Raw genomic sequence first — 24624 nt, 5'->3', positions numbered from 1 at the left:
CGTCCCCGCCAATGCGGGGACGGTGAAGGCGACCAGTCAAAAGCTTAGTGTGTTGCGCTGGCGGCGTCGGCATCCGCGTGGGCATGCGTGTCGCCGCCGCCGAAGAAGCGCGCGGCGCGCTTGCCCAGGCTGTCGAGGTAGGTGTAGGCGACGGGCACCACCACCAGCGTCAGCAAGGTCGAGGTGATCACGCCGCCGATGACGGCGCGGCCCATCGGCGCCTGCGATTCGCCGCCGTCGCCCATGCCGATGGCCATCGGCAGCATGCCGAAGACCATCGCCAGGGTCGTCATCAGGATGGGGCGCAAACGCACTTGCCCCGCTTCCATCAGCGCCTTGAACTGCCCCAGTCCTTCGCGCTGGCGCTGGTTGGTGAAGTCGACCAGCAGAATCGCATTTTTGGTGACTAAGCCCATCAGCATGATGAAGCCGATCACGGAGAAGATGTTCAGGGTACTGCCCGTAATCAGGAGAGCCAGCAGGACGCCGATCAGGGACAGCGGCAAGGACACCATGATGGCGATCGGTTGCAGGAAGCTGCCGAACTGCGACGCCAGCACCAGGTAGATGAAGATCACGGCGATCCCCAGCGCCATCATCGCGCCGCCCATGGTCTCGGCCATCTGCTGCGCATTGCCGGCCACGTCGAAGCGTACGCCGGGCGGCAGGTCGATGGACTTGATGGCTTTCTGCACGTCGGCGTCGACGTCGCCGGCAGGGCGGCCCTGCACGCCCGCATAGATGGCGACGCGGCGCTGCAAGGCCTGGCGTTTCAGCACCTGCGGGCTGGACGACGGCACGAAGTCGACCACCTGGCGCAGCGGAATCATGATTGGCTTGCCATTCGCATCGAGCTTGCTGGACGCCAGCGACAGGTCGGCCAGGTCGGCCACTTTCTGCCGGCCCGATTTGGGCAGCTGCACGTTGACGTCATAGTTTTGCCCGTCGGACGCCAGCCAGTGGCTGACCGTGTCGCCCGCCACGAACGGACGCAGGGCATTGCCGATCTGCTGCACCGACAAGCCCAGGTCGCTGGCCAGCTCGTTGTTGATCTTCACGGTGGTCGACGGATTGGCGCCTTCCTGGCTGTATTCCATGTCGGCCAGGCCCTTGATGGTGCGCATCTTGTCCATCAGGCGGTGCGCCACTGCATCGAGCTTGCCTTCATCCGTGCCGAGGATGGCGATGAAGATGGGGCGGTTGCCCACCGACAGGGTGATGCCGGCAATCGGCGCCAGGCGTTCGCGGATCAGTTTTTCCAGTTCCTGCTGCGAGCGGCGCTTGTGCGTCTTGATGTCCGTCAGCTTCAGGTTCACCTCGGCCGCGTTGCGTCCATCGGGCGTGCCGATATTGGCCACCAGGCTGTCGATTTCGGGAAATTCCTTCAGGGCCGTTTCGATCTGGCGCACCTTGGAATCCGTGTAGGCGAGGCTGGAGCCGACGGGCGTCTTGAAGCGCAGGTTGACCCAGCCCTGGTCCGTTTCCGGGAACATCTCGCCGCCGATCATCGGCACGAGCATCAGGCTGCCCGCGAACAGCGCGACGGCCGTGGCCAGCGTCGTCTTGCGCCAGCGCAGGGCGACAGCCAGCACCTTGCCATACCAGACGTGCAGGCGGTCGATGCCTGTCTCGATCCAGGCCATGAAGCGGCCCAGCCACGGCACATACTTGAAGCGGTCCTTGACGGGGTCGCGCCAGACGGACGACAGCATGGGGTCGAGCGTGAAGCTGACGAACAGGGAGACGAGAACGGCGACCGCCACGGTGATGCCGAACTGCAGGAAGAAGCGGCCGATGATGCCGTCCATGAAGGCGACGGGCACGAACACGGCGACGATGGCAAACGTCGTGGCCATCACGGCCAGGCCGATTTCATTGGTGCCGTCGTTGGCCGCCTTGTAGTGGTTCTTGCCCATGCCCAGGTGGCGCACGATGTTTTCGCGCACCACGATGGCGTCATCGATCAACAGGCCGATGCACAGGGACAGCGCCATCAGGGTCAAAAAGTTCAGGGTAAAGCCGAAGGCCTTCATGGCGATGAAGCTGGCCAGCACGGAGATCGGCAGTGTCAATCCCGTGATGATGGTCGAGCGCCACGAGTGCAGGAACAGGAAGACGATCACCATGGTCAGCACGGCGCCTTCGATGATGGTGCGCTTGACGTTATTGAGCTGGCTTTGCACGCGTTCCGATTCGTCGTCCAGCACGCGCAGCTTGATATCGGGCGGCAGCGTCTTTTGCAGGTCGGCCGCCACTTTCAGGATGCCGGTGCCCACTTCCACCACGTTGGCATCCTGCACCTTGGTGATTTCCATGGTCACGGCTTGCTGGCCGTTCATGCGCGAAATCGACAGTTCCTCCTGCTCGCCGTCGACGACGGTGGCCACCTGGTCCAGGTAGACGGGGCCGATGGCGCGGCGCGCCACGATGATCTTGCCGAATTCGCGCGCATCCTTGATCTTGCCTTCCACGCGCACCAGTTGTTCGGCTGCGCCATGGCTGATCGAGCCGGCCGGCAAATTGGTATTCGTGGCCTGGATGGCGCGGATCACTTCATCGACGCCGATGCCCTGGGCATTGAGTTCGATCGGCTTCATGCTGATGAGGATCTGGCGCGCGCGCAAGCCGCGCAGCTTGACTTGCCCCACGCCGGCCACGCCCTGGAAGCGCTTGCTGATGATCTGCTCCGTCATGGTCGACAGCGAACGCAGGTCATGCCCGGTCGACGTCAGCACGATGGTGGCGATGGGGCGTTCATTGTCGCCTTCGGCGCGGGCGATGAACGGGTCCTTGGCTTCTTTCGGGAAGCGCGGGCGCACCAGTGCCACCTTGTCGCGCAAGTCCTGCATGGCCTTGTCCATGTTGGTCGACAGCTCGAATTCCAGGTAGACGCCGGCGCGTCCTTCCCAGGAGTTGGCGCGGATGGTCTTGATGCCGCTGACGGTGTTGACGGCATCCTCGATGGGGCGCGTGATGTCGTTTTCCACGGCTTCAGGCGAGGCGCCCGGGTAGTTCACTTCAATGGCGGCGAACGGGAACTGCACGCTGGGCATGCTTTCCACGCCCAGGCCACGGTAGGAGAAGATGCCCAGCACCACCAGCGCCACCATGACCATGGTGGCGAAGACGGGGTTTTGAATACTGACTTTGGTCATCCACATGGCTTAATCCTTCCGTGCCAGCACGGCCGCCTGGGCGGCGGGCGCACTGACTGGCGCGGCGAAGGTCACGCTGTGGCCCGGCTTGACGCCATCGAGCTTGGCGATGATGACTTTCGCGCCCGGCACCAGGCCGGACGTCACTTCCGCATAGCCTTCATCCTCGTTGCGCAGTCCCAGTGTGACGGGTTGCGCGACCACCTTGTTGTTGACCAGCGCATATACGACGGGACCCTGCTTTTCATGGCGCACGGCCGTCAGGGGCACCAGCGGCGCCACGGGCGAGCGCTCGGTGACGATGCTGCCCTTGGCGAACATGCCGCCGCGCAGCGCGCCATCGCCATTGTCGACGGCGATGTAGACCAGCATGGCGCGCGAGCCGCTCTCGGTGGTGGGGTTGATGCGCGTGACCTTGCCGGCGAAGTCGCGCGCGCCGAAGCCGTCGACCTTGAAGTGCACGTCCTGGCCCAGCTTGATGCGCGGAATCTCCGCGCTGGGCACGGGCGCTTCCAGGGTCAGCTGAGCCAGGTTGACGATGGTGTAGACGGGCATGTCGGGCGAGACTTTTTCGCCGGCCTGCAGGTGGCGCTTGCTGACGATGCCGGCCATCGGTGCGCGGATCACCGTGTCGGCCAGCGCGATGCGGGCGATATCGAGCATGGCGGCGGCGGACTTGACGTTGGCGCGCGCCAGGTCGACCGAGTTTTGTGTCGTGTCGTAAGCCGTCTGCGAAATGTATTTTTGCTTGAGCAGCGCCTGGCTGTTCGCTTCATTCTTGGCCGCCATGGACAGGCGCGCCTGGGCTTCGTCCAGCATGGCTTGCTGCTGCGTCAGGCGGGCGCGCTGGTCGGCCGCATCCAGGCGCACGAGGATTTGCCCATTGGCCACTTGCTGGCCTTCCTGCAAGGTCGTTTCCTGGATCACGCCGGAGACCTTGGCCTTGATGGTGGCCTGGGTCACGGGCGCCAGCGAACCGGACAGGGGCAGGCTGATGGCCAGCGCGCGTGCATCGATGGCGGCCACGTCTCCCTGCGCCAGTTCATGCACGGGCGTCTTGGCCTGTTCCTTCTTCTTGCTCGCTTGCAATTCGGCAGCCTTGGCGGCTTGCTGCTTCGATTGCATGACGGTCCATCCGCCGCCCGCCAGGCCCAGTACGACCAGGATCAGCACGGGGGTGCGCCAGCGCCGGCGGCGCGTGGCGGCAAGGGGAGAGGCGGGGGGCAGGGTCTCGTTTTTCATAGGTTTTTTAGTCAGGAGCGGCGCAGGGGCTCGGCGCCAGGTCTCGGTGCGGACCCGGCCTGTCGCTGGCCGGGGGGAATTCGGGTAGCGCATCACCGTGGCGGCCGCAGACAACACGCCTGCTGCTGCGGCCGTTCACGGCGATGCGCATGTTGCCACTTTAGGAAGATTCAAGTCCGGCCGCCATCGCCGTGCGACAGATTGCACAAAATCGGGGCTGGAATGCAAAAAACGGCGACCAAAGACAACTGCCGGCATGGACGCCGCGCACGTCACAATGCTTGCGCATCCTCAAGAAGCCGATTCGCCGGCGCGCAAGAATGGTCGGGATGGTTGCGCCACCGGACAGGCCATTCGCTCGCCGGTTGTCGTGCGGCCGCGCCACGGGGGCCTGATGTCTGATCGGATTGTCGGAGCCGCGCCGTCGCCGGGGCGCCTGCTTGCCGCGGCCGAACCGCATGGCGGGCCGGCCGGCAAGGCACTGGACTTGCTGTCCATCATTGTTGCTGCCGTCGAACAGGCGCCTGGTCTGGCCGTGCGCGGCATCGACCGCGACGGCATTGTGCGCTACTGGAGTACTGGCGCGGCGCGCCTGTATGGCGTGGCAGCGGAGCTGGCGCTGGGCCAGCCGTGGGCCAGGGTGGCCGCCTCGCTGCCGGACGCCGCCAGCTTGGCCGAGGATGTCTCCGGCGAACTGGCGACCGTGTGGGAGAGCGGCAAGGCGCGCAGCACACGCTTGTGGAAGCTGGACGCCGATGGGGCCGCGCCGCGCTGCATCTGTTCCACCGTGTTTCCTGTCATTCAGTCAGGAAGAGTGCGGCAAGTGGTCTGCATCGATGTCGACATCACGGCCAGCGGCCAGGATAGCGCCGCGCAGGGCGCCTTGCTGCAGATGGGCGACAATTTTCGCCAGTTGTACGACAAGTCCGCCGATGCCATCGTACTGCTGCGCGACGAGTACATCGCCGAGGCCAACCCGGCCGCCATTGCCCTGTTTCAATGCGAAGACCGGTCACGGCTGCTGGGGCGCCGCCTCAGCGACTTTTCGCCCTTGCATCAGCCCGATGGCGTATTGTCATCGTTGCGTGGCATGCAACTGGCGGCGCAGGCCCATGCCGACGGCAACTTCCGCTATGACTGGCGCTATCAGACGTGCACGGGCCAGCTGTTCTGGAGCGAAGTGCTGCTCACTTCCGTCACGCTCGACCATACCTATCTGTTTTACGCCGTGATCCGCGATATTTCCTCGCGCAAACTGGCCGAGCGGGCCCTGTACCTGTCGGCACAGGTGGTCGAACATGCGCGCGAGGCCATCGTCGTGATGGATCCGCAGCAGCGCGTCGTCAGCATGAATCCCGCGTACAGCGAGATCAGCGGCTACAGCCTGGACGACATGCTGGACAAGCCCTTTGTCTTGCACGGCGTGGAGCCGGATGCGCCGGCGTTTTTCGAGCACGTGTGGGACGAAGTCGATGCCAACGGCTATTGGCAAGGCGATATCGTGGGCCCGCGCAAGGAGGGCGGGCGCTATCCGGCCTGGCTGTCGCTGACGGCCATCCGCGACAGCCAGGGGCAGTTGAGTAATTACCTGGCCATACTCAGCGATATCAGCGAGCGCAAGAAAAACGAGGAGCACACGCGCCACCTGGCCGAGCACGATTTCCTCACCGACTTGCCGAACCGGGTGCTGCTGCTGGACCGGCTGTCGCTGTCGCTTGCGGCCGCGCGGCGCAAGCTGAGCATGCTGGCCATCCTGTACCTGGACCTCGACCATTTCAAGCACATCAATGACAGCATGGGCCACCACGTGGGCGACCTGTTGCTCAAGGAAGTGGCGCGGCGCCTGGTGCGCTGCGTGCGCGGCGTCGATACCGTCAGCCGGCATGGCGGCGACGAGTTCGTCATCATCCTGGCCGAGGTGGGCGGCATCGACCAGGTGGCCCATGTGACGTCCAGCCTGCTGCATGCCGTCACGCAGCCCTATCAACTGGGCGAATACGAACTGCATGTGTCGACCTCGATCGGCGTGGCCATCTTTCCCAGCGATGGCGACAGCATCGACACCCTGATGCACAACGCCGACATCGCCATGTACCACGCCAAGGAAATCGGGCGCAATAATTTCCAGTTTTTCAATGCCGAGATGAATGCGCAAATTGTCGAGCGGGCCAGCCTGGAGCAAGGCTTGCGCGCCGCGCTGGGCCGCGATGAGCTCGTGCTGGAGTTCCAGCCCGCGCTCGATATCGCCAGCGGGAAGATTCTCGGCGCAGAGGCCCTGTTACGCTGGCGCCACCCGCAACTGGGCGTGCTGCCGCCCGAGCGCTTCATCGCCGTGGCCGAGGAGTGCGGCTTGATGGTGTCGATTGGCAACTGGGTGCTGCGCCACGCCTGCCTGCGCGCGCGCGCCTGGCACGATGCGGGCCAGGCCTGGCGCGTGGCCGTGAATCTGTCGCCGGCGCAATGCCTGCACAATAATTTATTGCTCAGCGTGCAAGATGCGCTCGCCGTGTCGGGTTTGCCTGCCGCCTGCCTGGAACTGGAAGTGACGGAAGCGCTGCTGATGAAGGGCGGCGCGCGCCTGGCCGGCGTGCTGGCGCAGCTGCGCGCGCTGGGCGCCAGGCTGGCCATCGACGACTTCGGCACCGGCTATTCGCGCCTGGCCAATCTGCGCCATTACCCGGTAGACAAGCTGAAAATCGACCCATCGTTCTTGCCCGCTGCGGCAGGCGAGTCTGACACGGCCGTCGCCGCCACCATCATCGCCATGGCGCGCGAGCTGCAATTGACGGTGATTGCCGAAGGCGTGGAAACGGCGCAGCAGCTGGCCTATCTGCGGGCGCAGGGCTGCCAGCAATACCAGGGGCGCTATGCCAGCGCGCAAGTCGAGGGCAGTGCGCTGGCGACCTTGTTACATTAGTTGTTGCATTAATCAATGTTTCCCAGCAGCTTGATGCGCGCCAGCACCTGGCCATGGTCGGATGCGTGCGGCAGGCCCAGCAGCAAATGGTCGTTCAGGCAGCTCACTTCCTGCACCACGCCGATGGCGCGCGGCGAGGCGGCGTGGAAGTGTTCGGACACGAGAATATGGTCGATCGTCATGTAGGCGCTGTCATGGATATTCGTGTAGCCCACGTGGCGCAAGCCATCCTGGCGCAGCTGGATGGCGTTGGCGTCATACAGGCGCGCGCGCATTTCCGGCATGTCACCATACGGTTCGCACGGCGCGCCCGCCCCCATGACGATGGACGTGGTGACGGCATTGGCGATGTCGTTGAAGTCGCCCAGCACGATGCGGGGACGGCCGCTGTGGCTCAGTTCGCTTGCCAGCACGCGCAGGGCCACGGCTTCCGCGCCGCGCCGCTGCAGCGAACGCAGGTTGGCCAGCGCGTAGGCGACGGCATCGTTGCCGTCGCCATGGCGGTAGTCTGGCCGGCGCGACTTCAAGTGCACCACCACCACGTCGATGAGTTGGCCGCCAGGCAAGTGCACCTGCACATGCAGCGGTGCGCGGGCGAAGCGGCAGGCGTTGTCATCGGTGGCATGGCTATCGGCGGGCACGCTCACGCCGGCCGGGAAATTCGTCCATGCAACACCGGCGCCGGCCAGCGGCAGCCGCGACACCAGCGCCACCGTGGGCAGCATGCGTCCTGCCGCATCCATCGCATCGTAGCCGGCCAGGGTGGCGTCGCGGTAGTGGCGCGTGCGCGACAGCACGTCGCGCAGGGCCGCTTGCGAGAAAATTTCCTGGAAGCCGATCACGTCGGCGTCGAGCAGGTCGATTTGCCGCGCCGTCCACTCCGCCTTGGCCGCGTATTGCGCCGGGCTCAACGGTTCCAGGTTGTCATACAATTTCGCCCCGGCCGGGGCCAGGTTGCAGACATTGAATGTGGCAAAGCGGATTTCTTCCTGCATAATTAGTACTCCTCACTGAACGATCAGCGTATCACGCATGGCTAAAAAAGAGCATATTTCCGAAACCCAGGCGACGCAGTTGCTGCGCAAGCATCAAGTTTCCTTTGAAGAACACCCGTATGCCTACGAGGAGCACGGCGGCACCAGCGTCTCGGCGCGCGAGCTGGGGGTGCCGGAACACGCGGTGATCAAGACCCTGGTGATGCAAGACGAGGCGGCGCGGCCGATGATCGTGCTGATGCATGGCGATTGCAAGGTGTCGACCAAGAACCTGGCGCGCGGCATCGGCTGCAAGTCCGTCGAGCCGTGCAAGCCCGAGGTGGCGCAGCGCCATTCCGGCTACATGATCGGCGGCACCTCGCCATTCGGCACCAGGAAGGCCATGCCCGTCTACGTGGAAGCGTCGATCCTGGAATTGCCGCGTATCTACATCAATGGCGGGCGGCGCGGTTTTCTGGTCTCGCTGGCGCCACAGGTGCTGCTCGATTTGCTGAACGCCAAGCCGGTGCAGTGCGCCCTGCAAGATTAAGAAATCGGGACGCCGCCCTGTTCCTGGACTGGGCGCTGGTGTATATTCTGCTGCGCCAGCCTCGACGCTGGTGCAATAAACATAATAAAGGGAAGAAATGAATCCAGTAATCACTACCGTGGCAATGACAGTGGCCGCTTACTTGCTCGGCTCGATATCGTTTGCCGTGGTGATGAGCAAGGTCTACGGCATTGCCGATCCGCGCACCTATGGCTCGAAAAATCCGGGCGCCACCAACGTGCTGCGCAGCGGCAACAAGGGCGCCGCCATCATGACCCTGCTGGGCGATGGCGCCAAGGGCTGGCTGGCCGTGTTCCTGGCTGAGCATTTTTCCACCGCACTGGGCGTGGGCGACACGGCCGTGGCGCTGGTGGCCATCGCTGTTTTCCTCGGCCATTTGTGGCCCGTGTTCTTCCGCTTCGTCGGCGGCAAGGGCGTGGCCACGGCCCTCGGTGTGTTGCTGGGCATCAATCCATGGCTGGGCCTGGCAACCCTGGCTACCTGGCTGATCATCGCCTATGCTTTCCGCTATTCCTCGCTGGCAGCCCTGGTGGCGGCCCTGTTCGCGCCGTTTTATTATGGCTTGCTGTTTGGCGTCGATCCCATCTTGCTGGCCGTCATCGTCATGAGCGTGCTGCTGGCTTACCGCCACAGCCAGAATGTCGCGAACTTGCTCTCTGGCAAGGAAAGCAAGATCGGCGGCAAGAAGGACGCGGCCAAGGCGCCCGCGAAGAAGAGGTAAAATGCCGGGGTCAGACCCGCCGGGTCTGACCCCAACCTTGCGGCGCCGCGCGGTGCGGCCGCCACCGACTCGCGCAAAGGCTGCCCACCATGTCTGACCTCCCTGGCTCCGCCACTCCCACCCCCATCCGTATCGACTTCGTCTCCGACGTTTCTTGTCCCTGGTGCGTGATCGGCCTGAAATCGCTGGAGCAGGCGCTGGACAAGTTGCGCGATACGGTCCAGGCTGACATCCACTTCCAACCCTTCGAGCTGAACGCCAGTATGCCGCCCGAAGGCGAGGATGTTGGCGAACACATCGCCCGCAAATACGGCTCCACCCCGGAACAGATGGCGCAGTCGCGTGTAGCGATCCGCGCGCGCGGCGAGCAGCTGGGCTTTACCTTTGCCATGGACAAGCGCGGCCGCATCTACAACACCTTCGATGCGCACCGTTTGCTGCACTGGGCCGGGCTGCAAGGGCGTCAGAAAGAACTCAAGATGGCGCTGTTCGACGCGTACTTCACGCAAGGCCAGGATCCGTCCTCGCACGAGGTGCTGCTGGCCGTGGCCGGCAAGGCGGGGCTCGATACCGTGAAAGCGGCCGAGGTGCTGGCCTCCGGCGCCTACGCGGACGAGGTGCGCGCGCAAGAGCAGTTCTACCAGCAGAACGGCATCAACTCGGTGCCCGCCGTCATCATCAACGAGCGCCACCTGATTTCCGGCGGCCAGCCGCCCGAGGTGTTTGAGCAAGCCTTGCGCCAGTTCATCAGCGGCGGCTGAACGGCGCGCCAATGGCGCGCGCCATGGCGGGTATTTTCGGCTACACTCGCTCCAGAGGGAGAATAGTCAAATGCCAACAGCCAGCTGGAATGGTATCGTCATCGCGCAAGCGGCCGACGATCAGGTGCAAATCGTTGAAAACAATGTGTATTTTCCTTTATCGGCGGTGACGCAGAACTACTTGCGTCCGAGCAGTCACACGACCATCTGCCCATGGAAGGGCACGGCCAGCTATTACGACCTCGTCGTCGATGGCCAGACGAATGCCAACGCCGCCTGGTATTACCCCCAGCCCAAGGATGGCGCCAAGCAGATTGCCGGCCACGTCGCCTTCTGGCGCGGCGTGAGCGTCGAGCGCTGACGCGCCATACTAAAATACTAAAAATAAACAGAAAGCAGACGATGGATTTACGCCTCGCCGTGTATCAACTTGCCTCGGACTATGCGCTCGATGCCCAACAAACCCGGCAGTTGCAGGAAGTGGCCGGCTTCCAGCGCGAACCTGCGCGCCTGGCCTACTGGCTGCCGCGCGGCGTAGCCGTGCTGGGTGCCGCGCTGCTGGGCATGGGCTTGATCTGCTGGGTCGCCGCCAACTGGGAAGACCTGGGCCGCATGGGCCGTTTTGCTCTGCTGCAAGGCGTGTTTGCCGCCGCCTGCGTGGGCGCGTTTGCCGTGCCCAAGGCGCGCGTGCCCTTGCTGCTGCTGGCCTTGCTGGCCATCGGTGGCCTGTTCGCGTATTTCGGCCAGACCTACCAGACAGGCGCCGATCCGTGGCAGCTGTTCGCCCTGTGGGCCGCGCTGGCTTTACCGCTGTGCCTGGTGGCGCGCAGTGACGTGCTGTGGACGCCGTGGATGTTGGTGCTGGCCACGGCCGCCGCCCTGTGGATGCAGGCGCATGCGCACCACAGCTGGCGCATCGATTCAACCGATCTGTCCATTTTCGTCAGCGGCTGGTTGGCCGTGCTGGCTGCGTGTGCGTTTGTGTCGCCCCTGCTGGCGCGCTGGACGGGCGCGGGCAGCTGGGCCTTGCGCCTGGGCCTGGTGCTGGCCACCATCCTCATCACGGGCGCGGCCGTCAGCGCCCTGTTCGGCAATGATATCGAATCACCGTACTGGGCCGGGCTGGGCTTGCTGGCCATCGCCGGCGTCCTGCTGGCCACGCGCCAGTTCTTTGACGTGTTCGGCCTGAGCGCCGTCGCGCTCGGTATCAACACCTTACTGGTAGGAGGGCTGACGCACTTGCTGTTCAATGGCCATGGCGATGACGTCAGCGTGCTGGCCATGCTGGGCTTGTTTGCCGCCGTGCTGCTGGCGCTGACTGTGCAAGGCATTCTGTGGCGCACGCGCCGGGAGGCAGCATGAATAACGTGAACCGCGCTGATGCGCTCGCCACCCTGATCGACGACGCCACGCGCGCCGGCCTGCTGCCGCCTGGTACCGGCCGGCCGGTGCAGGATGTGCGGCCGTGGCCGCTCGTGCTGATGACGGCCTTTGGCGCCTGGCTGGCCGCCATTCCCCTGATGATTGCGCTAGGCGTGGGCCTGGAAAGCGTCGTGCGCCACGGTCCTGGCGCGTATGTCGTGGCCGCCATCGTGCTGGTGGTCGCCGTGCTGCTGATCCGCATGCGCGGCGTGCCCTTGTTTGTCGAGCAGCTGGCCGTGCCCTGCCTGCTGGTGGGCGGCGGCTTGCTGGGCTATGCGCTGTACCGCGATTGCACGGCGCAGATGGCTTCCTCGCTGCTGTGCCTGGCATGCCTGGTGGTGGCAGCCGCCTTGCCGCGCGACTGGCTGCGCGTGCTGCTGGGATTGGTCGCCTGCGGCTTGCTGGGGCTGGGCATCGTCGATAGCACGCGCGAGTGGATTTTCGAGAACGACCCCACGCAATTGTATCTGGCCTGGATGCTGGCCCTGGCATTCTGGCTGGGTGCGCACTGGCTGCAGAAACAGGCTTTCAACGACGGCCGCGGCGCACCCATTGCCGCCTTCCTGGAATCGCTGTCGACGGGATGGGTATTGGCAATCTTGCTGGGCCTGGTCTTCTGGTCCGGTATGACCTTCATGCTGGGCGGTGCCTTGGGCGGTGGTGTTGCCGGCGACGTGGCGCGCGAAGTGACCCGGCACCAGGCCACTGCCTGGTATGCGCAGGTGTTGAATGGCGTGTCGCTCGTGCTGGCCACGGCGGCCGCTGCCTGGACGGGGTGGCGCTGGCCGGCGCTGCGCCAGTTACCCGCCATCGGCGTGGCGCTGGTGCTGGTCGTGCTGGCGTGGTTCATGCCGGCGTTGGGGCCCGTGCTGCTGATCCTCGCGTATTGTTTGACGAGCGGGCGCTCGCGCGTGGCCGTGGCGGCCGCGCTGGCGGCGGCGTGGATACTCGGCAGCTTTTATTACCAGCTGGCCTGGCCGCTGGCCAGCAAGGCGGCGTTGCTGGCCGTTGCTGGCGTCCTTCTGTGCGCCCTGTCGTGGCTGGCCACGCGCGGCGCGGTACTGCACCTGGTGGAAAGCCGGCCGGCGGGCGTGGCTGCCGGAGGCCGCGCCGCGCGCCTGGCCGTGCTGGGAGGCTTGCTGCTGGTGTTGCTGGTCGCCAATGGCGGCATCTGGCAAAAAGAGCAGCTGATTGCCAAGGGGGAGCCTATCTTCGTGGCGCTGGAACCCGTCGATCCCCGTTCGCTGATGCAGGGCGACTACATGAGCCTTAATTTCGTCAACCTCGGCGTCCTGTCCACGTTGGCCAGCGTGGACAGGGCGCTTGGCCGGCCCCTCGTGGTGGCCCGGCGCGATGTGCGTGGGGTAGCCGAGCTGCTGCGCCCGTACACCAAAGAGGCTCTGGCGCCCGGGGAATTCCTGCTCGAACTGACGCCGAAGGATGGGCGCTGGGTGCTGGTCAGCGATGCCTGGTTCTTCAAGGAAGGCGACGCGGCGCGCTGGGAAAAGGCCCGCTATGGAGAGTTCCGCGTGCTGCCCGACGGCCGTGCCTTGCTGGTGGGCATGCGTGGCCCGGAGCTGGAGAAACTGTAGCAGTTGTAGCGCAAGTAGTAGTGCAAGTTCGCGCCGGGACGGCCATCCTGTAAAATTGCCCGATGGATAATATTACGCATTCGGTCATCGGCCTCGGGGTCGGCGAACTGGTACACCGCAGCCTGCCGCCCGAGCCGCAAGCCCCCGCCCAGCGCACCCGGCGCGCGCTGTTTCTGTTTACGGCCTGGTTTGCCAGCAACGCGCCCGACCTGGACCTGGTGCTCACCCGGTTGCTGCCGCGCCCGTTCGGCTACATGTTGCACCACCGGGGCCACACGCATACCTTGTTGCTGGCCTTGCCGCAGGCGCTGCTGTTGCTGGCCCTGCTATGGCTGCTGTGGCCCGGTGCGCGCCGCCTGCTGAAAAGCAGTGGGCCTGCCCGGCTGGGCCTGGCGGCCTGCTTGCTGCTGGGATTCTGCTTGCACATGGGCATGGATTTCCTTAATTCCTATGGCTTGCACCCGTTTTACCCGTTTGACAGCCGCTGGCTGTATGGCGACATGGTCTTCATTGTCGAACCCATGTTCTGGGTGCTGCTGGGCGTGCCCGTGATCATGTCCTTGCACTACGGCATCGTCAAAAGCGTGCTGCTGGCCGCGCTGGCGGCGGCCCTGTGTTTCTTCACCTATCAAACCTATTTGGCGCCCGCCTCGCTGGTTGTCTTGCTGGGGCTGGGCGTGGTCCTGGCCGTGCTGCAAGGGCGGGCCGGCGAGCGGGGACGCGGAGCGCTGCTGCTGGCTTTCGCGCTGGCCACCACTTTTATTGGCACGCAGGGCGTGGCCTCGGCCGTCGGCCGTACGCGCATCGAGGCGGCCGTGCAGCGGCTCGATCCCGGCACGCGCGTGTGGGATGTGGCGATGACGGCGTTTCCCAGCAATCCGCTGTGCTGGATCTATGTCTCGCTCGACAGCAAGACAGACGTGTACACCTTGCGGCGTGGCACCCTGAGCCTGCTGCCCGAGTCGCTGGCGCCCGCCGCCTGCCCGGCCGGACTGGCCGAAACTAGCAAGCAAGGACAGCAACTGGCCCCTGGCATCGCCGTGTCCGCGCAGGCGGCGGGAAGCCTGGCCTCCTTGCGCGCCTTGCAGTCGGACAATTGCTTTGTGGACGCCTGGTTCCGCTTTGCCCGCATGCCCAGATTGAATGCGGACAAGCTGACGGATGTGCGTTTCAATCCCGGCATGCTGCCCAATTTTACGACCGTGGAGCTGCAGCACTTCCGTAGCCGCCCGTGTCCCGCCTACGTGCCGGGCTGGGACCGCCCCCGTGCCGACATGCTGGCGCTGCCCGATCAGGGGCGCGAATAGCGTAGATATTGCCTTGTGGAAAAAATATCGTGTGTGCGCTTACTTCGCCGTACCCGTGCGTGCGACAATTGCCAATTCGGCATGGATGCCGTCACTGACATGGACTGAACTATTTTGGAAGAGCAGCACGCCTTACCTTACTTGCGAGAAACCCTGCTGTTTCTCGCCCTGGCCGGGATTTTTATTCCGCTATTGCAACGCCTGAAGGTCAACCAGGTGCTTGGCTTCCTGGCCGTCGGCGCCCTGTTCGGCCCGTTCGGCTTTGGCCTGTGGGCAGGCGACTTCACGTGGCTGACGTATTTTTCGTTCGTGCGTGCCGAGCAGGTCAGCGGCCTGGCCGAGCTGGGCGTGATGTTTTTGATGTTCATGATCGGCCTGGAACTGTCGACGGAACGGCTGTGGGCGCTGCGGCGCTGGGTATTCGGCGCGGGCGTGGGGCAGGTGGCCGTCAGCGCCTGCCTGATCGGCGGCGTCGCGTACTACTTCGGCTTGTCGCTGGAAGCGTCGATCGTGCTGGGCCTGGTGCTATCGCTGTCGTCGACGGCCGTGGTGATGCAGCTGCTCACCGACCAGCGCTCCTTGCAGACGCCGGCCGGCCAGGCGGGCTTTTCCATTTTGATGTTCCAGGATTTGATGGTGGTGCCGCTGTTCATCCTTATCGATGTGTTCGCCAGTGGGCGCAGCGACGATCTGGCGTATCTGCTCAGCTTTGCTGCCGTGAAATCGGCGGGTGCCATCCTGCTGATCTATCTGCTGGGGCGCCGCGTGATCCGTCCGCTGTTCCAGTTTTTCGTCAAGAAACGCCAGCCCGACGTGTTCATGGCCCTGACCTTGCTCAGCACCCTGGGCATCGCGGGCCTGACGTATCTGGCGGGCCTGTCGATGGCGCTGGGCGCCTTGCTGGCCGGCTTGCTGCTGGCGGAAACGGAATTCCGCCATGAGGTGGAAGTGACGATCGAGCCCTTCAAGGGTTTATTGATGGGCTTGTTCTTCATGTCGGTGGGCATGCAGATCGACGTGCGCGAAATCCTCAAGTCGCCGATTTTGATTCCCCTGGCCGTGCTGAGCCTGTTTGCGGTGAAAACCCTGGTCATCAGCGTGATTTTCCGCCTCGGCGGCTTTCACTGGGGGCGCGCCGTGGAAACGGGCGTGCTGCTGGGGCAGGGCGGCGAATTTGCCTTCATCGTCGTCGCGTATGCGCTGGGTACGAAGTTGATCGGTCCGCAGGTGGCGCAATTTGTCATGCTGGTGGTGGGCCTGAGCCTGTTTGCCACGCCGGCGCTGGCCAAGGCGGCGCGCGCTTTCGGCAACTGGTGGGAAAAGCGCCACCACCATCAGCTGGCCGACCTGGCGCATGGCGCGCCGCCGCCGCAGGGCAGCACCGTCATCATCGCCGGTTTCGGCCGGGTGGGGCAGTTGCTGGCGAAGGTGCTGACGGAACAGGATATCGCGTATGTGGCGATTGAAAATGATGCGCGCCTGGTGACGACCCTGCATCCGCGCGGCTTTCCCGTGTATTTTGGCGATGCCTCGCGTGCGGAATTGTTGCAGAAAGTGAATGCGGACCGGGCCGCCGCGGTGGTGCTGACCATGGACCATGCGGCCTCCGTGCTGCATGCCGTGAAATCGATCCGCCGCGAATATCCGCAGTTGCCCGTGTATGCGCGCGCGCGCGACGAGGCACATGCGGTGGCCTTGATACAGGCGGGCGCCACCCTGGTCGTGCCCGAGGCGCTGGAATCGGCGCTGCAGCTGACGGCCACCGTGCTGCACACGGTGGGCCTGTCGGAGGCGCGCACGGCGGACATCGTGCAGGCCGAGCGCGACCGGCGTAATGCCGTGCTGCTGGCGAAAAAGCTGTCGTAGTGCAAGCATGCGTGTCGTCGTGCTTTGTAAATTATCTATACAATAATAGTATATGAGCACACTACCCACATGAAAGCCGCGACGAAGAGCGGAGCGGCACCCTTGACGCCGCAGCAACTGGCGGCGCAGGAAACGCAGCAAAAATTTGGCAAGCCCGAGCGAGGTTGGCGTGAGCAGGTGTACACCGTCATCTTCGAGGCGGAAACGCGCACGGGCCGCGCCTTCGACCTGCTGCTGATCGCCGCCATCCTGATCAGCGTGACAGTGGTCGTGCTCAGCAGTGTCGCTTCCGTTGCCGAGCGCTATGGCACCTGGCTGACGGCGCTGGAGTGGTTTTTCACCATTTTATTTACCATCGAATACTTTGCCCGCCTGTCGTGCCTGAAGCATCCGGTGCGCTACGCCAAGAGTTTTTTCGGCATTATCGATTTGCTGGCCATCGTGCCGACCTACATCGGCTTGCTGCTGCCGGGCGCGCATGTGCTGATCGACGTGCGCATTTTGCGCCTGCTGCGCATGTTCCGTATCCTCAAGCTCACGTCCTATGTGCATGAATACACGGTGCTTGGGCGGGCCTTGTTGGCCAGCCGGCGCAAGATCCTCATTTTCTTGTCTTTCGTCATGATGGTGGTCTTTCTGCTGGGCACCGTGATGTATGTCGTGGAAGGGCCGGATAACGGTTTCAGCAGTATCCCCACGTCGATATACTGGGCCATCAGCACCATGACCACGGTGGGATTCGGCGATATTACGCCGCGCACCGACATCGGGCGCACCATCGCTTCCCTGATGATGTTGCTCGGCTGGGGCATCCTTGCAGTGCCTACCGGCATTATCAGCGCCGAAATGACGGTACAGCGCAGTTCCAAGCTGGTCACCACGCGTACCTGCCCCACGTGCCTGAAAGAAGGGCTCGATGATGATGCCAATTTTTGCAAGAGCTGCGGTGTAGATTTGCCGCCGCTGGCACGCGATTAATTCATAAACCGCATTTACTTTACTTTTTTTAAGGCCAACATGATTCCAGTTCGCCTGATCGCGACGGGCAAAGCCGTGCCGTCTCACAGTGTCACCGCCGAAAGCCTGGACCTGAAATTGGGCCATCCGGCTGGCTACACCCTGCGCAAGAGCGGCGTGCTGTCGCGCTTTGTCGCCGCGCCCGATGAGTCGCAAAGCCAGTTGGGCGCCGCCGCCCTGCTCGACGCGCTGAAGAACGCCAGCCTGCGTCCATCCGACATCGACTTGCTGATCTGCGCCTGCGGCGTGCCCGAGCAAGCCTTGCCCAACACGGCCTGCTTCGTTGCCGAACATGCCGGCTTGCCGCCCGGCACGCAAAGCTTCGACGTCAATGCCAGCTGCCTCAGTTTCATGGCCGCTTTCCGCGTGGCCGCGTCCATGCTGGCGGGCGGCGCCTACCGCCGCATCGCCATCGTCTCGTCCGACCTCGCTTCGCGCGGGGTCGACTGGAGCGAGCCGGAAGCGTCGATGATCTTTGGCGACGGCGCCGCCGCCGTCATCGTCGAGCGGGGCGATGGCAGCGCCGGCATCCGCGCCTACAAGATGGGTACGTATCCGGAAGGGCGGCGTTACTGCGAAATCCGCGGCGGCGGCACCGAGCGCAACCCGCGCAACGGCTGCGAACCGGGCGACTATCTGTTCCGCATGGATGGCAAGGCCGTGTTCCGCCTAGCTGTCAAGGTGATGCCGGATTTCCTCGCGGAATTAATGGCGGAATCGGGCGCCGGCCTGGAAAAAGTCGATGTGGTCGTGCCGCATCAGGCCAGTCCGCTGGGCCTCGCGCATGCGGCGCGCATCCTCGACGTTCCCGATGCTAAAATCATCAAGATCTTTGAAACGCATGGCAACCAGGTGGCCGCGTCCTTGCCCACCGCCCTGCACGAGGCGGTGATGACGGGGCGGGCCGTGGCAGGCCAGCGTTTGCTGATGATGGGCACGGCCGCGGGCCTGACCATCGGCGGCATGATTCTTGATCTGTGAAGGTGGTGTGATGAGGCGGATACTGGTCACGGGAGCGACGGGCGGGCTGGGGCGCAATGCCGTGCGCACCCTGCTGGCGCAGGGCGTGGAAGTGCGCGCCACGGGCCGCAACGCTGCCGTGGGTCGCGAACTGGAGCGCATGGGTGCGCAATTCGTCGCGCTTGATCTGGCGCAAGCATCGCCGCGCCAGGTCGATGAGCTGGTGCGCGGCATGGATACCGTCTGGCACTGCGCCGCGCTGTCCTCGCCATGGGGCCCCGAGCGCGACTTCATCGCCGCCAACGTGACGGCTACGGGCCAGTTGCTGCGCGCGGCCGCCAGCCTGCACGTGGCGCGCTTCGTGCACATCTCCACCCCGGCCATCTATTTCGATTACCACAACCGCTACGAAGTGCCGGAAACCTTCCGCCCCGACGCCTTTGTCAACGCGTATGCGCGTAGCAAGGCGATGGCGGAAAAACTGGTGCAAGAGTCGGTGGACCGCCATCGCGGCATGACCTGCGTGATCCTGCGCCCGCGCGCCATCTTCGGCCCGCACGACCAGGTGCTGATCCCGCGCCTGGCGCGCGTGCTGCAGCAGCGCGGCGGCAAGCTGCCGCTGCCCAATGGCGGCGCGGCCACCATCGACATCACCTATGTGGACAATGTCGTGCACGCGATGTGGCTGGCCACCGTGCACAAGACCATCGCTTCCGGCGCCGCCTTCAACATCACGAATGGCGAACCGGCGCGCCTGTGCGACATTTTGCGCACGCTGTTCTGCGAGCATCTGCAGCAGCCGTTCCAGATCGTCAGCGTGCCCTACCGCGTGCTCGCGCTGGCCGCGCGCCTGATGCAGTTCGCTTCGCGTTTTACACGCCGCGAGCCTTCCCTCACGCCCTACAGCATTGGCGCGCTCAGTTTCGACATGACGCTCGATAATGCCAAGGCGCGCAAGGTGCTCGGCTACCGTCCCATCGTCAGCCTGCAGGAAGGCATCGCCCTGACGGCGCAGTGGATGCGCCAGGAAGCGGCGGCGCACAAGGTGGGCAAGGAGCGCAATGGCTAGCATTACCGCGTTTCGCGTCGGCCACTGCACCCACCCGTCCTGCATGGTCTTGAAAGGCAGCGGGCTGGCCAGCCGCTGCTTCCCCTCGCGCGCCTACCTGATCGAAACGCGCGCTGGCCTGTACCTGTGGGATACCGGTTACGCCGAGCACTTCCGCGCCGCCACGTCGAAAGGCGTGTACCGCATGTACGCGTGGGTGACGCCGATTTCCTTCGATGCGCACGAATCCCTGCACGGCCAGCTGCGCGCGCATGGCGTCTCACCCGGCGACATCCACACCTTGTTGCTGTCGCACTTCCACGCCGACCATATCGCCGGCCTGCGCGACTTTCCCGGCGCGCGGCTGATGGCCTCAAAACCGGGCTGGGACGCCGTGCGCGGCCTGTCCGGCGTGGCCGCCGTGCGCCAGGCCTTCGTGCCCGAGCTGCTGCCGTCCGACATTGCCGACCGCCTGGCTTTCGTGGACAGCGTGCCCGAAACGGCCTTGCCGGCGGCCCTGCTGCCGTTTACGCACGGGCGCGACGTCAGCGGCACGGGCGAGATTTATATCGTCGACCTGCCGGGCCACGCCATCGGCCATCTCGGCGCCTTCGTGCTGCAGGACGGCGGCTGGACCTTGCTGGCGTCGGATGCGGCCTGGGTGCCGGAAAGTTTCCGGCAGCTGCGCGGGCCATCGGAACTGTCGTTCATCATCCAGCACAAGCGCGCGCCGTATTACGCCACCCTGAACCGCTTGCACCAGTTGCACCAGTCAGGCAATGCGCAGATCCGCATCACGCATGAAGACACCGTCGACTATATTGCAGTGGCGGGTCGCCAGTGAAGCGTATTTTCTGGCTGTTATTGGCGTACTGGCGCACGCGCCGCCTGCGCTTTGCGGACCGCGCGCAGCTCGACGCCTATCAGCAGGAGCAGCTGGCCCGTTTCATCGATGTGCTGTGCGCGCGCAGCAGCTACTTTGCGCCGTACCGCAAGCTGCCGCTGGCGCAATGGCCGACGATGAACAAGGCGCTGATGCTGGAACACTTCGATGCCATGAACACCGAAGGAGTTACCTTGGCGCAGGCGATGGACGCGGCCATGGCGGCCGAGCATAGCCGCGACTTCACGCCCGCCGTGGGCGACATCACTGTGGGGCTATCGTCGGGCACCTCGTCGCGTCGCGCCGTGTTTACCGTCAGTCCCCGCGAAAAGGCCCAATGGGCGGGCGTGATGCTGGCCAAGGCGCTGCCCGACGGCCTGTTTTCCGGAGAACGGGTGGCGCTGTTCCTGCGCGCGAACAGCAATCTGTACACGGCCGTGCGTTCGCCGTGGCTGACCTTTGCCTTTTACGATTTGTTCGAACCGTTCGACAGCCTGTGCGCGCAGCTTGCGCAATATCAACCCACCGTCATCGTCGCGCCGGCCCAGGTGCTGCGCCAGCTGGCCTTGCGCGTCATCGATGGCAGCCTGGCGCTGGCGCCAAAAAAAGTCATCTCGGTGGCCGAAGTGCTGGAAGCGCAGGACCGCGCGCTGATCGTGCAGGCGTTCGGCGCCGTGCATGAAATCTACCAGGCCACCGAGGGTTTCCTCGCCAGCAGTTGCGAACACGGCGTGCTGCACCTGAACGAGGAATACGTACATATCGAGCCGCAGTGGCTGGACGCTGAACGGCGCCGTTTCGTGCCCGTGATTACCGACTTTACGCGCATTACGCAGCCCATCGTGCGCTATCGCCTGGACGATATCCTGCTCGCGCGCGCTACGCCATGCCCGTGCGGCCGCGCCACACGCGCCATCGATGGCATCGAGGGCCGCTGCGACGACATGCTGTTCTTGCCATCCTTGCCATCGGCGCGCGGCGGCGCACCGGTCGCCGTGTTTGCCGACGTGCTGACGCGGGCGTTCGCGCAAGCCTTGCCGCCGGATGCCGACTACCGCCTGCAGCAGTCGGGCGATTGTTCGTTGCAGCTGCATGCAGCCCTGGACGACGCTGGCCTGGCCGCCCTGCGCGCGCACCTGGCAACGGTGCTGCAGGGCCTCGGTGTGGCGGTCGATGGCCTGGCCTGGACGACGAGCGCCGAACTGCCTCCCTTTGACCCCACCATGAAACGGCGCCGCATCCGGCGCCTTGCAAGCGCATGAATTCCTCTTCCATGACTGTACGCAGCCGCCTGCTGCACCTGCTGGCCGGCTGGGGCAGCGTCGGCCTCGTGTATTTTTCCAGCGACCTGCTGCAAGGGCAGGGGGTACTCTTGCCTGAAACGGGCATCGACCGCGCTATTGCCTACAGTGACGCCGCCATCTGGCTGTACCTGTCCTTCTTCATCCTGATCCCGTACGCCTATCTGGTGGCCGATGCGGCCCGCGTGCGCTGGCTGGCGCGCGCCATGGCGCTTTCCGCGCTGGCTTGCGGCGTGGTCTTCCTGCTGTACCCGACCACCCTCGCGTATCCGCCCGTGGGTGACGGCAGTGCCTGGAGCACGCAGGCGCTGCGCATGCTGCAGGCGGCGGACTCCGCGCAAAACTGCCTGCCATCGCTGCATGGCGCCCTGACTTTGTTGTGCGTGTGGGCCTTGTGCGACAAACGCCACCTGCTGCGCTCCGCGCTGGCCGTGGTGTTGGGCGTGGCCATCTGCTACGCCATCATCGCCTTGCGCCGGCATGTGAGCATCGACCTGGCCGCCGGCCTGGCCGTGGGCGTGGCTGGCGGCATGCTGGCGAAAATGCAGGTATTCTGGGCTGCCCGGCGCGCCATTTCTACTGAAACCGCATCATGATGAATCCCTTTGCCCTGTCTTTTCTTGTCATGCTGTCCTTCGTGCTGGCCGAACTGCTGATCCTGAAATGGGTGCGCAAGACGCCTGTGCCGTGGAAGGACGTCATCTTCAACCTCAATTCCGGCCACATCCTGATGTGGGTCTTCCGCGGCGTGGAAGTGGCGGCCTTCGCCCTGCTGCTGCGCCATGTGAACCTGCACATCGTCGACCGGTGGCCGGTGGCCGCGCAATGGGTGTTCGCTTTTTTTGCCTGGGACCTGTGCTTTTACTGGATGCACCGGCTGCACCATAAAATCCCCTTGCTGTGGGCCGTGCACGTGGTGCACCACCAGGGCGAGCATTTCAACCTGTCGCTGGGCGTGCGCAATTCCTGGTATTCGTCGCTGACGAATTTCCCCTTCATCGCCATCCTGGCCGTGCTGGGCGTGCCGCTGGAAATCTTCCTCGTCGTCTCGTCCCTGCATTACACGGTGCAGTTCTATAACCACAATGCGCTGGTGAACAAGTCCGGCATCCTCGACAAATTCATGGTCACGCCCTCGCACCACCGCGTACACCACGGTACCGACAAGCGCTACATCAACCGCAATTTCGGTGGCACCCTACTGCTGTGGGACAGGCTGTTCGGCAGCTTCCAGCCCGAACTCCAGGGCGTGGAAATGCGCTATGGCGTGAAGGGCATGACACCCACGCACAACCCCCTGTTGGCCAGTAACGGAAAGCTGTTCAAATGGCTGCGCGCGCGCTTCCCCCACTGGCAATCGTGCGGCACTTTCGAGGTGCCCGAACTGTTCATCGGCAGCGGCGGCGTGATCCTGTTTGGCCTGGTGATCTATTACGTCAACCATGAAGCGGCGCTGGCGGGCGCGCAGCAGGCCATCCTGTTCGCGCTGATCTTTGGCGGCACCCTGGCGATGGGCGGCCTGTCGGATGCGCGCCGCTGGGGCGCCATCGCCTGGGTCGCCATCGCCGTGGCCTTGCCGCTGCTGTTCCTGGGCTGGTATGGCGCGCGCGACGCCTGGGGCATGGTCTTCCTGGCCGCGCTGCTGGCGCATGGCCTGGACGGCGCACGCCGCCTGTGGTGGCCGGCCGCGGCGGGGACGCGCGCGTGACGCCTGTACCTCCTTTGCCGCCGCTGCGCTTCCAGCCCGCGCGCGATTCCGCCTTCCGCCGCGAACTGCGCGCGCGCGCCGACGCCTACCTGGCGGACGAAGGAAAACACCGCTTTGGCGACGCGCGGCTGCATGCGAAAACCGTCTTCCTGACCACGCTGACGGTGGGGCTGTATGCGCTGGCCTTGAACGCCGACAGCACCTTGGCCTTTGTCGGCAGCTATGTCGCTTGCCTGGTGACGGCCATGGCGCTGGCCATGAATACCCTGCACGACGCGGCCCACAGCGCCGTCTTCCGCCAGGGACGCCTGAACCGCATCCTGATCCGCCTGGTGGGCTTGCCCGTGGGCGTGGACACGGATTTCTGGACCATCCGCCACGTGCATTTTCATCACACGTATGCCAACGTGGAGGGCTATGACCTCGACACGGAACCGAATCCCTTCCTGCGCCAGACACCGTACCAACGCTGGTCACCCCAGTACCGCTATCAATACCTGTACTGGCCCGTGGTGGCGGCCCTGTCGCTGCCTTATTTGAACTGGTATGGCGACTGGCTGGACCGCTTCGGCAAGACGCCCGTGGCCGCGCACAGTCGCCTGCAGGGCTGGCGCGGCTGGCTGTCTTTCCTGGGCTGGAAACTGGGTCACGTGGCGCTGGTGCTGGCGCTGCCCATGTGGGTGCTGCAGCAGCATGGCCCGGGCTGGGGCGTGGTGCTGGGCGCGTATTTCGTGGGCCAGATGATCGCCTCGTGCGCACTGGTGGCGCTGATCCTCGGCACGCACTGGGCTGAAGTGGAGTTTTTCCAGCCGGGGCAAGACGGTACCCTGCCGCACGACTGGTACCAGCACACGTTTTATACGGCTTGCGACTGGACGCCGAAACCGCGCCGCCTGCGCTGGCTCGGTTACTGGCTGGGCGGCTTGAATCTGCATCTGACGCACCATTTGTTCCCCACCTGGAACCACCGCCACTACCCGGCGTTGGCGCGCATCGTGGCTGAACTCGCGCCGCGCCACGGCCTCGTGTACCGCGAACTGGGCTATGGCCAGCTGCACGCCTCGCAGCAGCGCTTCCTGCGTGCCATGGGCCGGCCACCCGCAAAGTCCTGACGAATCGTGCTTGACTCGGTTTCTGTTCTGCCTTACATTTCTGTAATAACAGAAATAAGAGAAAATC

The 24624-nt window shown here is 64.5% G+C and carries 20 protein-coding genes; 17 read left to right on the top strand and 3 right to left on the bottom strand.

What is annotated here, in order from left to right; translation table 11 throughout:
• Positions 1-44: 44 nt before the first annotated feature.
• On the bottom strand, positions 45-3161 hold the full coding sequence (locus ACQ4WP_RS20945) for an efflux RND transporter permease subunit (RefSeq protein WP_436524001.1): 3117 nt from the start codon (positions 3159-3161) through the stop codon (positions 45-47).
• A gap of 3 nt (positions 3162-3164) precedes the next feature.
• Positions 3165-4397 (bottom strand): efflux RND transporter periplasmic adaptor subunit, encoded by a 1233-nt coding sequence (locus ACQ4WP_RS20940; protein WP_436523999.1) that lies wholly within the window; start codon positions 4395-4397, stop codon positions 3165-3167.
• A 394-nt stretch (positions 4398-4791) separates the two neighbouring features.
• Here ACQ4WP_RS20940 and ACQ4WP_RS20935 point away from each other — a divergent pair, with 394 nt between their 5' ends.
• On the top strand, positions 4792-7314 hold the full coding sequence (locus ACQ4WP_RS20935; RefSeq protein WP_436523997.1) for a sensor domain-containing protein: 2523 nt from the start codon (positions 4792-4794) through the stop codon (positions 7312-7314).
• 8 nt (positions 7315-7322) lie between these two features.
• Here ACQ4WP_RS20935 and ACQ4WP_RS20930 read toward each other — a convergent pair whose 3' ends face one another.
• The gene (locus tag ACQ4WP_RS20930) at positions 7323-8309 is read right to left on the bottom strand and encodes an endonuclease/exonuclease/phosphatase family protein (protein WP_436523995.1); all 987 of its coding nucleotides are present in this window, start codon (positions 8307-8309) and stop codon (positions 7323-7325) included.
• Positions 8310-8346: 37 nt separating this feature from the next.
• Here ACQ4WP_RS20930 and ybaK point away from each other — a divergent pair, with 37 nt between their 5' ends.
• The 16 genes from ybaK to ACQ4WP_RS20850 all read left to right on the top strand — a co-directional run bounded on the left by ybaK (position 8347) and on the right by ACQ4WP_RS20850 (position 24557).
• Positions 8347-8838 carry a Cys-tRNA(Pro) deacylase gene (gene ybaK / locus ACQ4WP_RS20925; RefSeq protein WP_436523993.1) on the top strand — a complete coding sequence of 164 codons (492 nt, stop codon included), beginning with the start codon at positions 8347-8349 and terminating at the stop codon, positions 8836-8838.
• A gap of 97 nt (positions 8839-8935) precedes the next feature.
• Entirely contained in the window at positions 8936-9580 is a 645-nt protein-coding gene (plsY, locus tag ACQ4WP_RS20920) for a glycerol-3-phosphate 1-O-acyltransferase PlsY (protein ID WP_436523991.1), read from the top strand.
• 89 nt (positions 9581-9669) lie between these two features.
• Positions 9670-10341 (top strand): DsbA family oxidoreductase, encoded by a 672-nt coding sequence (locus ACQ4WP_RS20915; protein WP_436523989.1) that lies wholly within the window; start codon positions 9670-9672, stop codon positions 10339-10341.
• Positions 10342-10411: 70 nt separating this feature from the next.
• The gene (locus ACQ4WP_RS20910; protein WP_436523987.1) at positions 10412-10702 is read left to right on the top strand and encodes a DUF427 domain-containing protein; all 291 of its coding nucleotides are present in this window, start codon (positions 10412-10414) and stop codon (positions 10700-10702) included.
• A 41-nt stretch (positions 10703-10743) separates the two neighbouring features.
• Positions 10744-11703 (top strand): DUF2157 domain-containing protein, encoded by a 960-nt coding sequence (locus tag ACQ4WP_RS20905; protein WP_436523985.1) that lies wholly within the window; start codon positions 10744-10746, stop codon positions 11701-11703.
• Complete coding sequence (locus ACQ4WP_RS20900; RefSeq protein ID WP_436523984.1) at positions 11700-13355, top strand: GDYXXLXY domain-containing protein; 1656 nt, start codon at positions 11700-11702, stop codon at positions 13353-13355. The genes ACQ4WP_RS20905 and ACQ4WP_RS20900 overlap by 4 nt, the downstream gene beginning before the upstream one ends.
• Before the next feature lie 62 nt (positions 13356-13417).
• Positions 13418-14662, top strand: coding sequence for a metal-dependent hydrolase (locus ACQ4WP_RS20895; protein ID WP_436523983.1), 1245 nt, complete (start codon positions 13418-13420; stop codon positions 14660-14662).
• Positions 14663-14803: 141 nt separating this feature from the next.
• Positions 14804-16528, top strand: coding sequence for a cation:proton antiporter domain-containing protein (locus ACQ4WP_RS20890; RefSeq protein WP_436523982.1), 1725 nt, complete (start codon positions 14804-14806; stop codon positions 16526-16528).
• A 69-nt stretch (positions 16529-16597) separates the two neighbouring features.
• Positions 16598-17506: an ion transporter gene (locus ACQ4WP_RS20885; RefSeq protein ID WP_436523981.1), complete on the top strand. Its 909-nt coding sequence runs from the start codon at positions 16598-16600 to the stop codon at positions 17504-17506.
• Between the two features lie 39 nt (positions 17507-17545).
• Positions 17546-18526, top strand: coding sequence for a 3-oxoacyl-[acyl-carrier-protein] synthase III C-terminal domain-containing protein (locus ACQ4WP_RS20880; RefSeq protein ID WP_436523979.1), 981 nt, complete (start codon positions 17546-17548; stop codon positions 18524-18526).
• Positions 18527-18536: 10 nt separating this feature from the next.
• Complete coding sequence (locus ACQ4WP_RS20875; RefSeq protein WP_436523977.1) at positions 18537-19574, top strand: NAD-dependent epimerase/dehydratase family protein; 1038 nt, start codon at positions 18537-18539, stop codon at positions 19572-19574.
• A complete protein-coding gene (locus tag ACQ4WP_RS20870; protein ID WP_436523975.1) occupies positions 19567-20397 on the top strand; it encodes an MBL fold metallo-hydrolase in 831 nt (276 codons plus the stop codon). Before ACQ4WP_RS20875 ends, ACQ4WP_RS20870 begins: the two co-directional genes overlap by 8 nt.
• The gene (locus ACQ4WP_RS20865; RefSeq protein ID WP_436523973.1) at positions 20394-21698 is read left to right on the top strand and encodes a F390 synthetase-related protein; all 1305 of its coding nucleotides are present in this window, start codon (positions 20394-20396) and stop codon (positions 21696-21698) included. Before ACQ4WP_RS20870 ends, ACQ4WP_RS20865 begins: the two co-directional genes overlap by 4 nt.
• An 11-nt stretch (positions 21699-21709) precedes the next feature.
• Positions 21710-22333: a phosphatase PAP2 family protein gene (locus ACQ4WP_RS20860; protein ID WP_436523971.1), complete on the top strand. Its 624-nt coding sequence runs from the start codon at positions 21710-21712 to the stop codon at positions 22331-22333.
• Positions 22330-23445 (top strand): sterol desaturase family protein, encoded by a 1116-nt coding sequence (locus tag ACQ4WP_RS20855; RefSeq protein WP_436523969.1) that lies wholly within the window; start codon positions 22330-22332, stop codon positions 23443-23445. Before ACQ4WP_RS20860 ends, ACQ4WP_RS20855 begins: the two co-directional genes overlap by 4 nt.
• Positions 23442-24557 carry a fatty acid desaturase family protein gene (locus ACQ4WP_RS20850; RefSeq protein WP_436523967.1) on the top strand — a complete coding sequence of 372 codons (1116 nt, stop codon included), beginning with the start codon at positions 23442-23444 and terminating at the stop codon, positions 24555-24557. The genes ACQ4WP_RS20855 and ACQ4WP_RS20850 overlap by 4 nt, the downstream gene beginning before the upstream one ends.
• Positions 24558-24624: the final 67 nt, after the last annotated feature.

It is taken from the genome of Janthinobacterium lyxosi, from assembly GCF_051380665.1.
Taxonomy (GTDB): Bacteria; Pseudomonadota; Gammaproteobacteria; order Burkholderiales; family Burkholderiaceae_D; genus Janthinobacterium.
The sequence above is the reverse complement of the archived record's forward strand: the minus strand, read 5'-3'. Positions and strand labels throughout refer to the sequence as shown.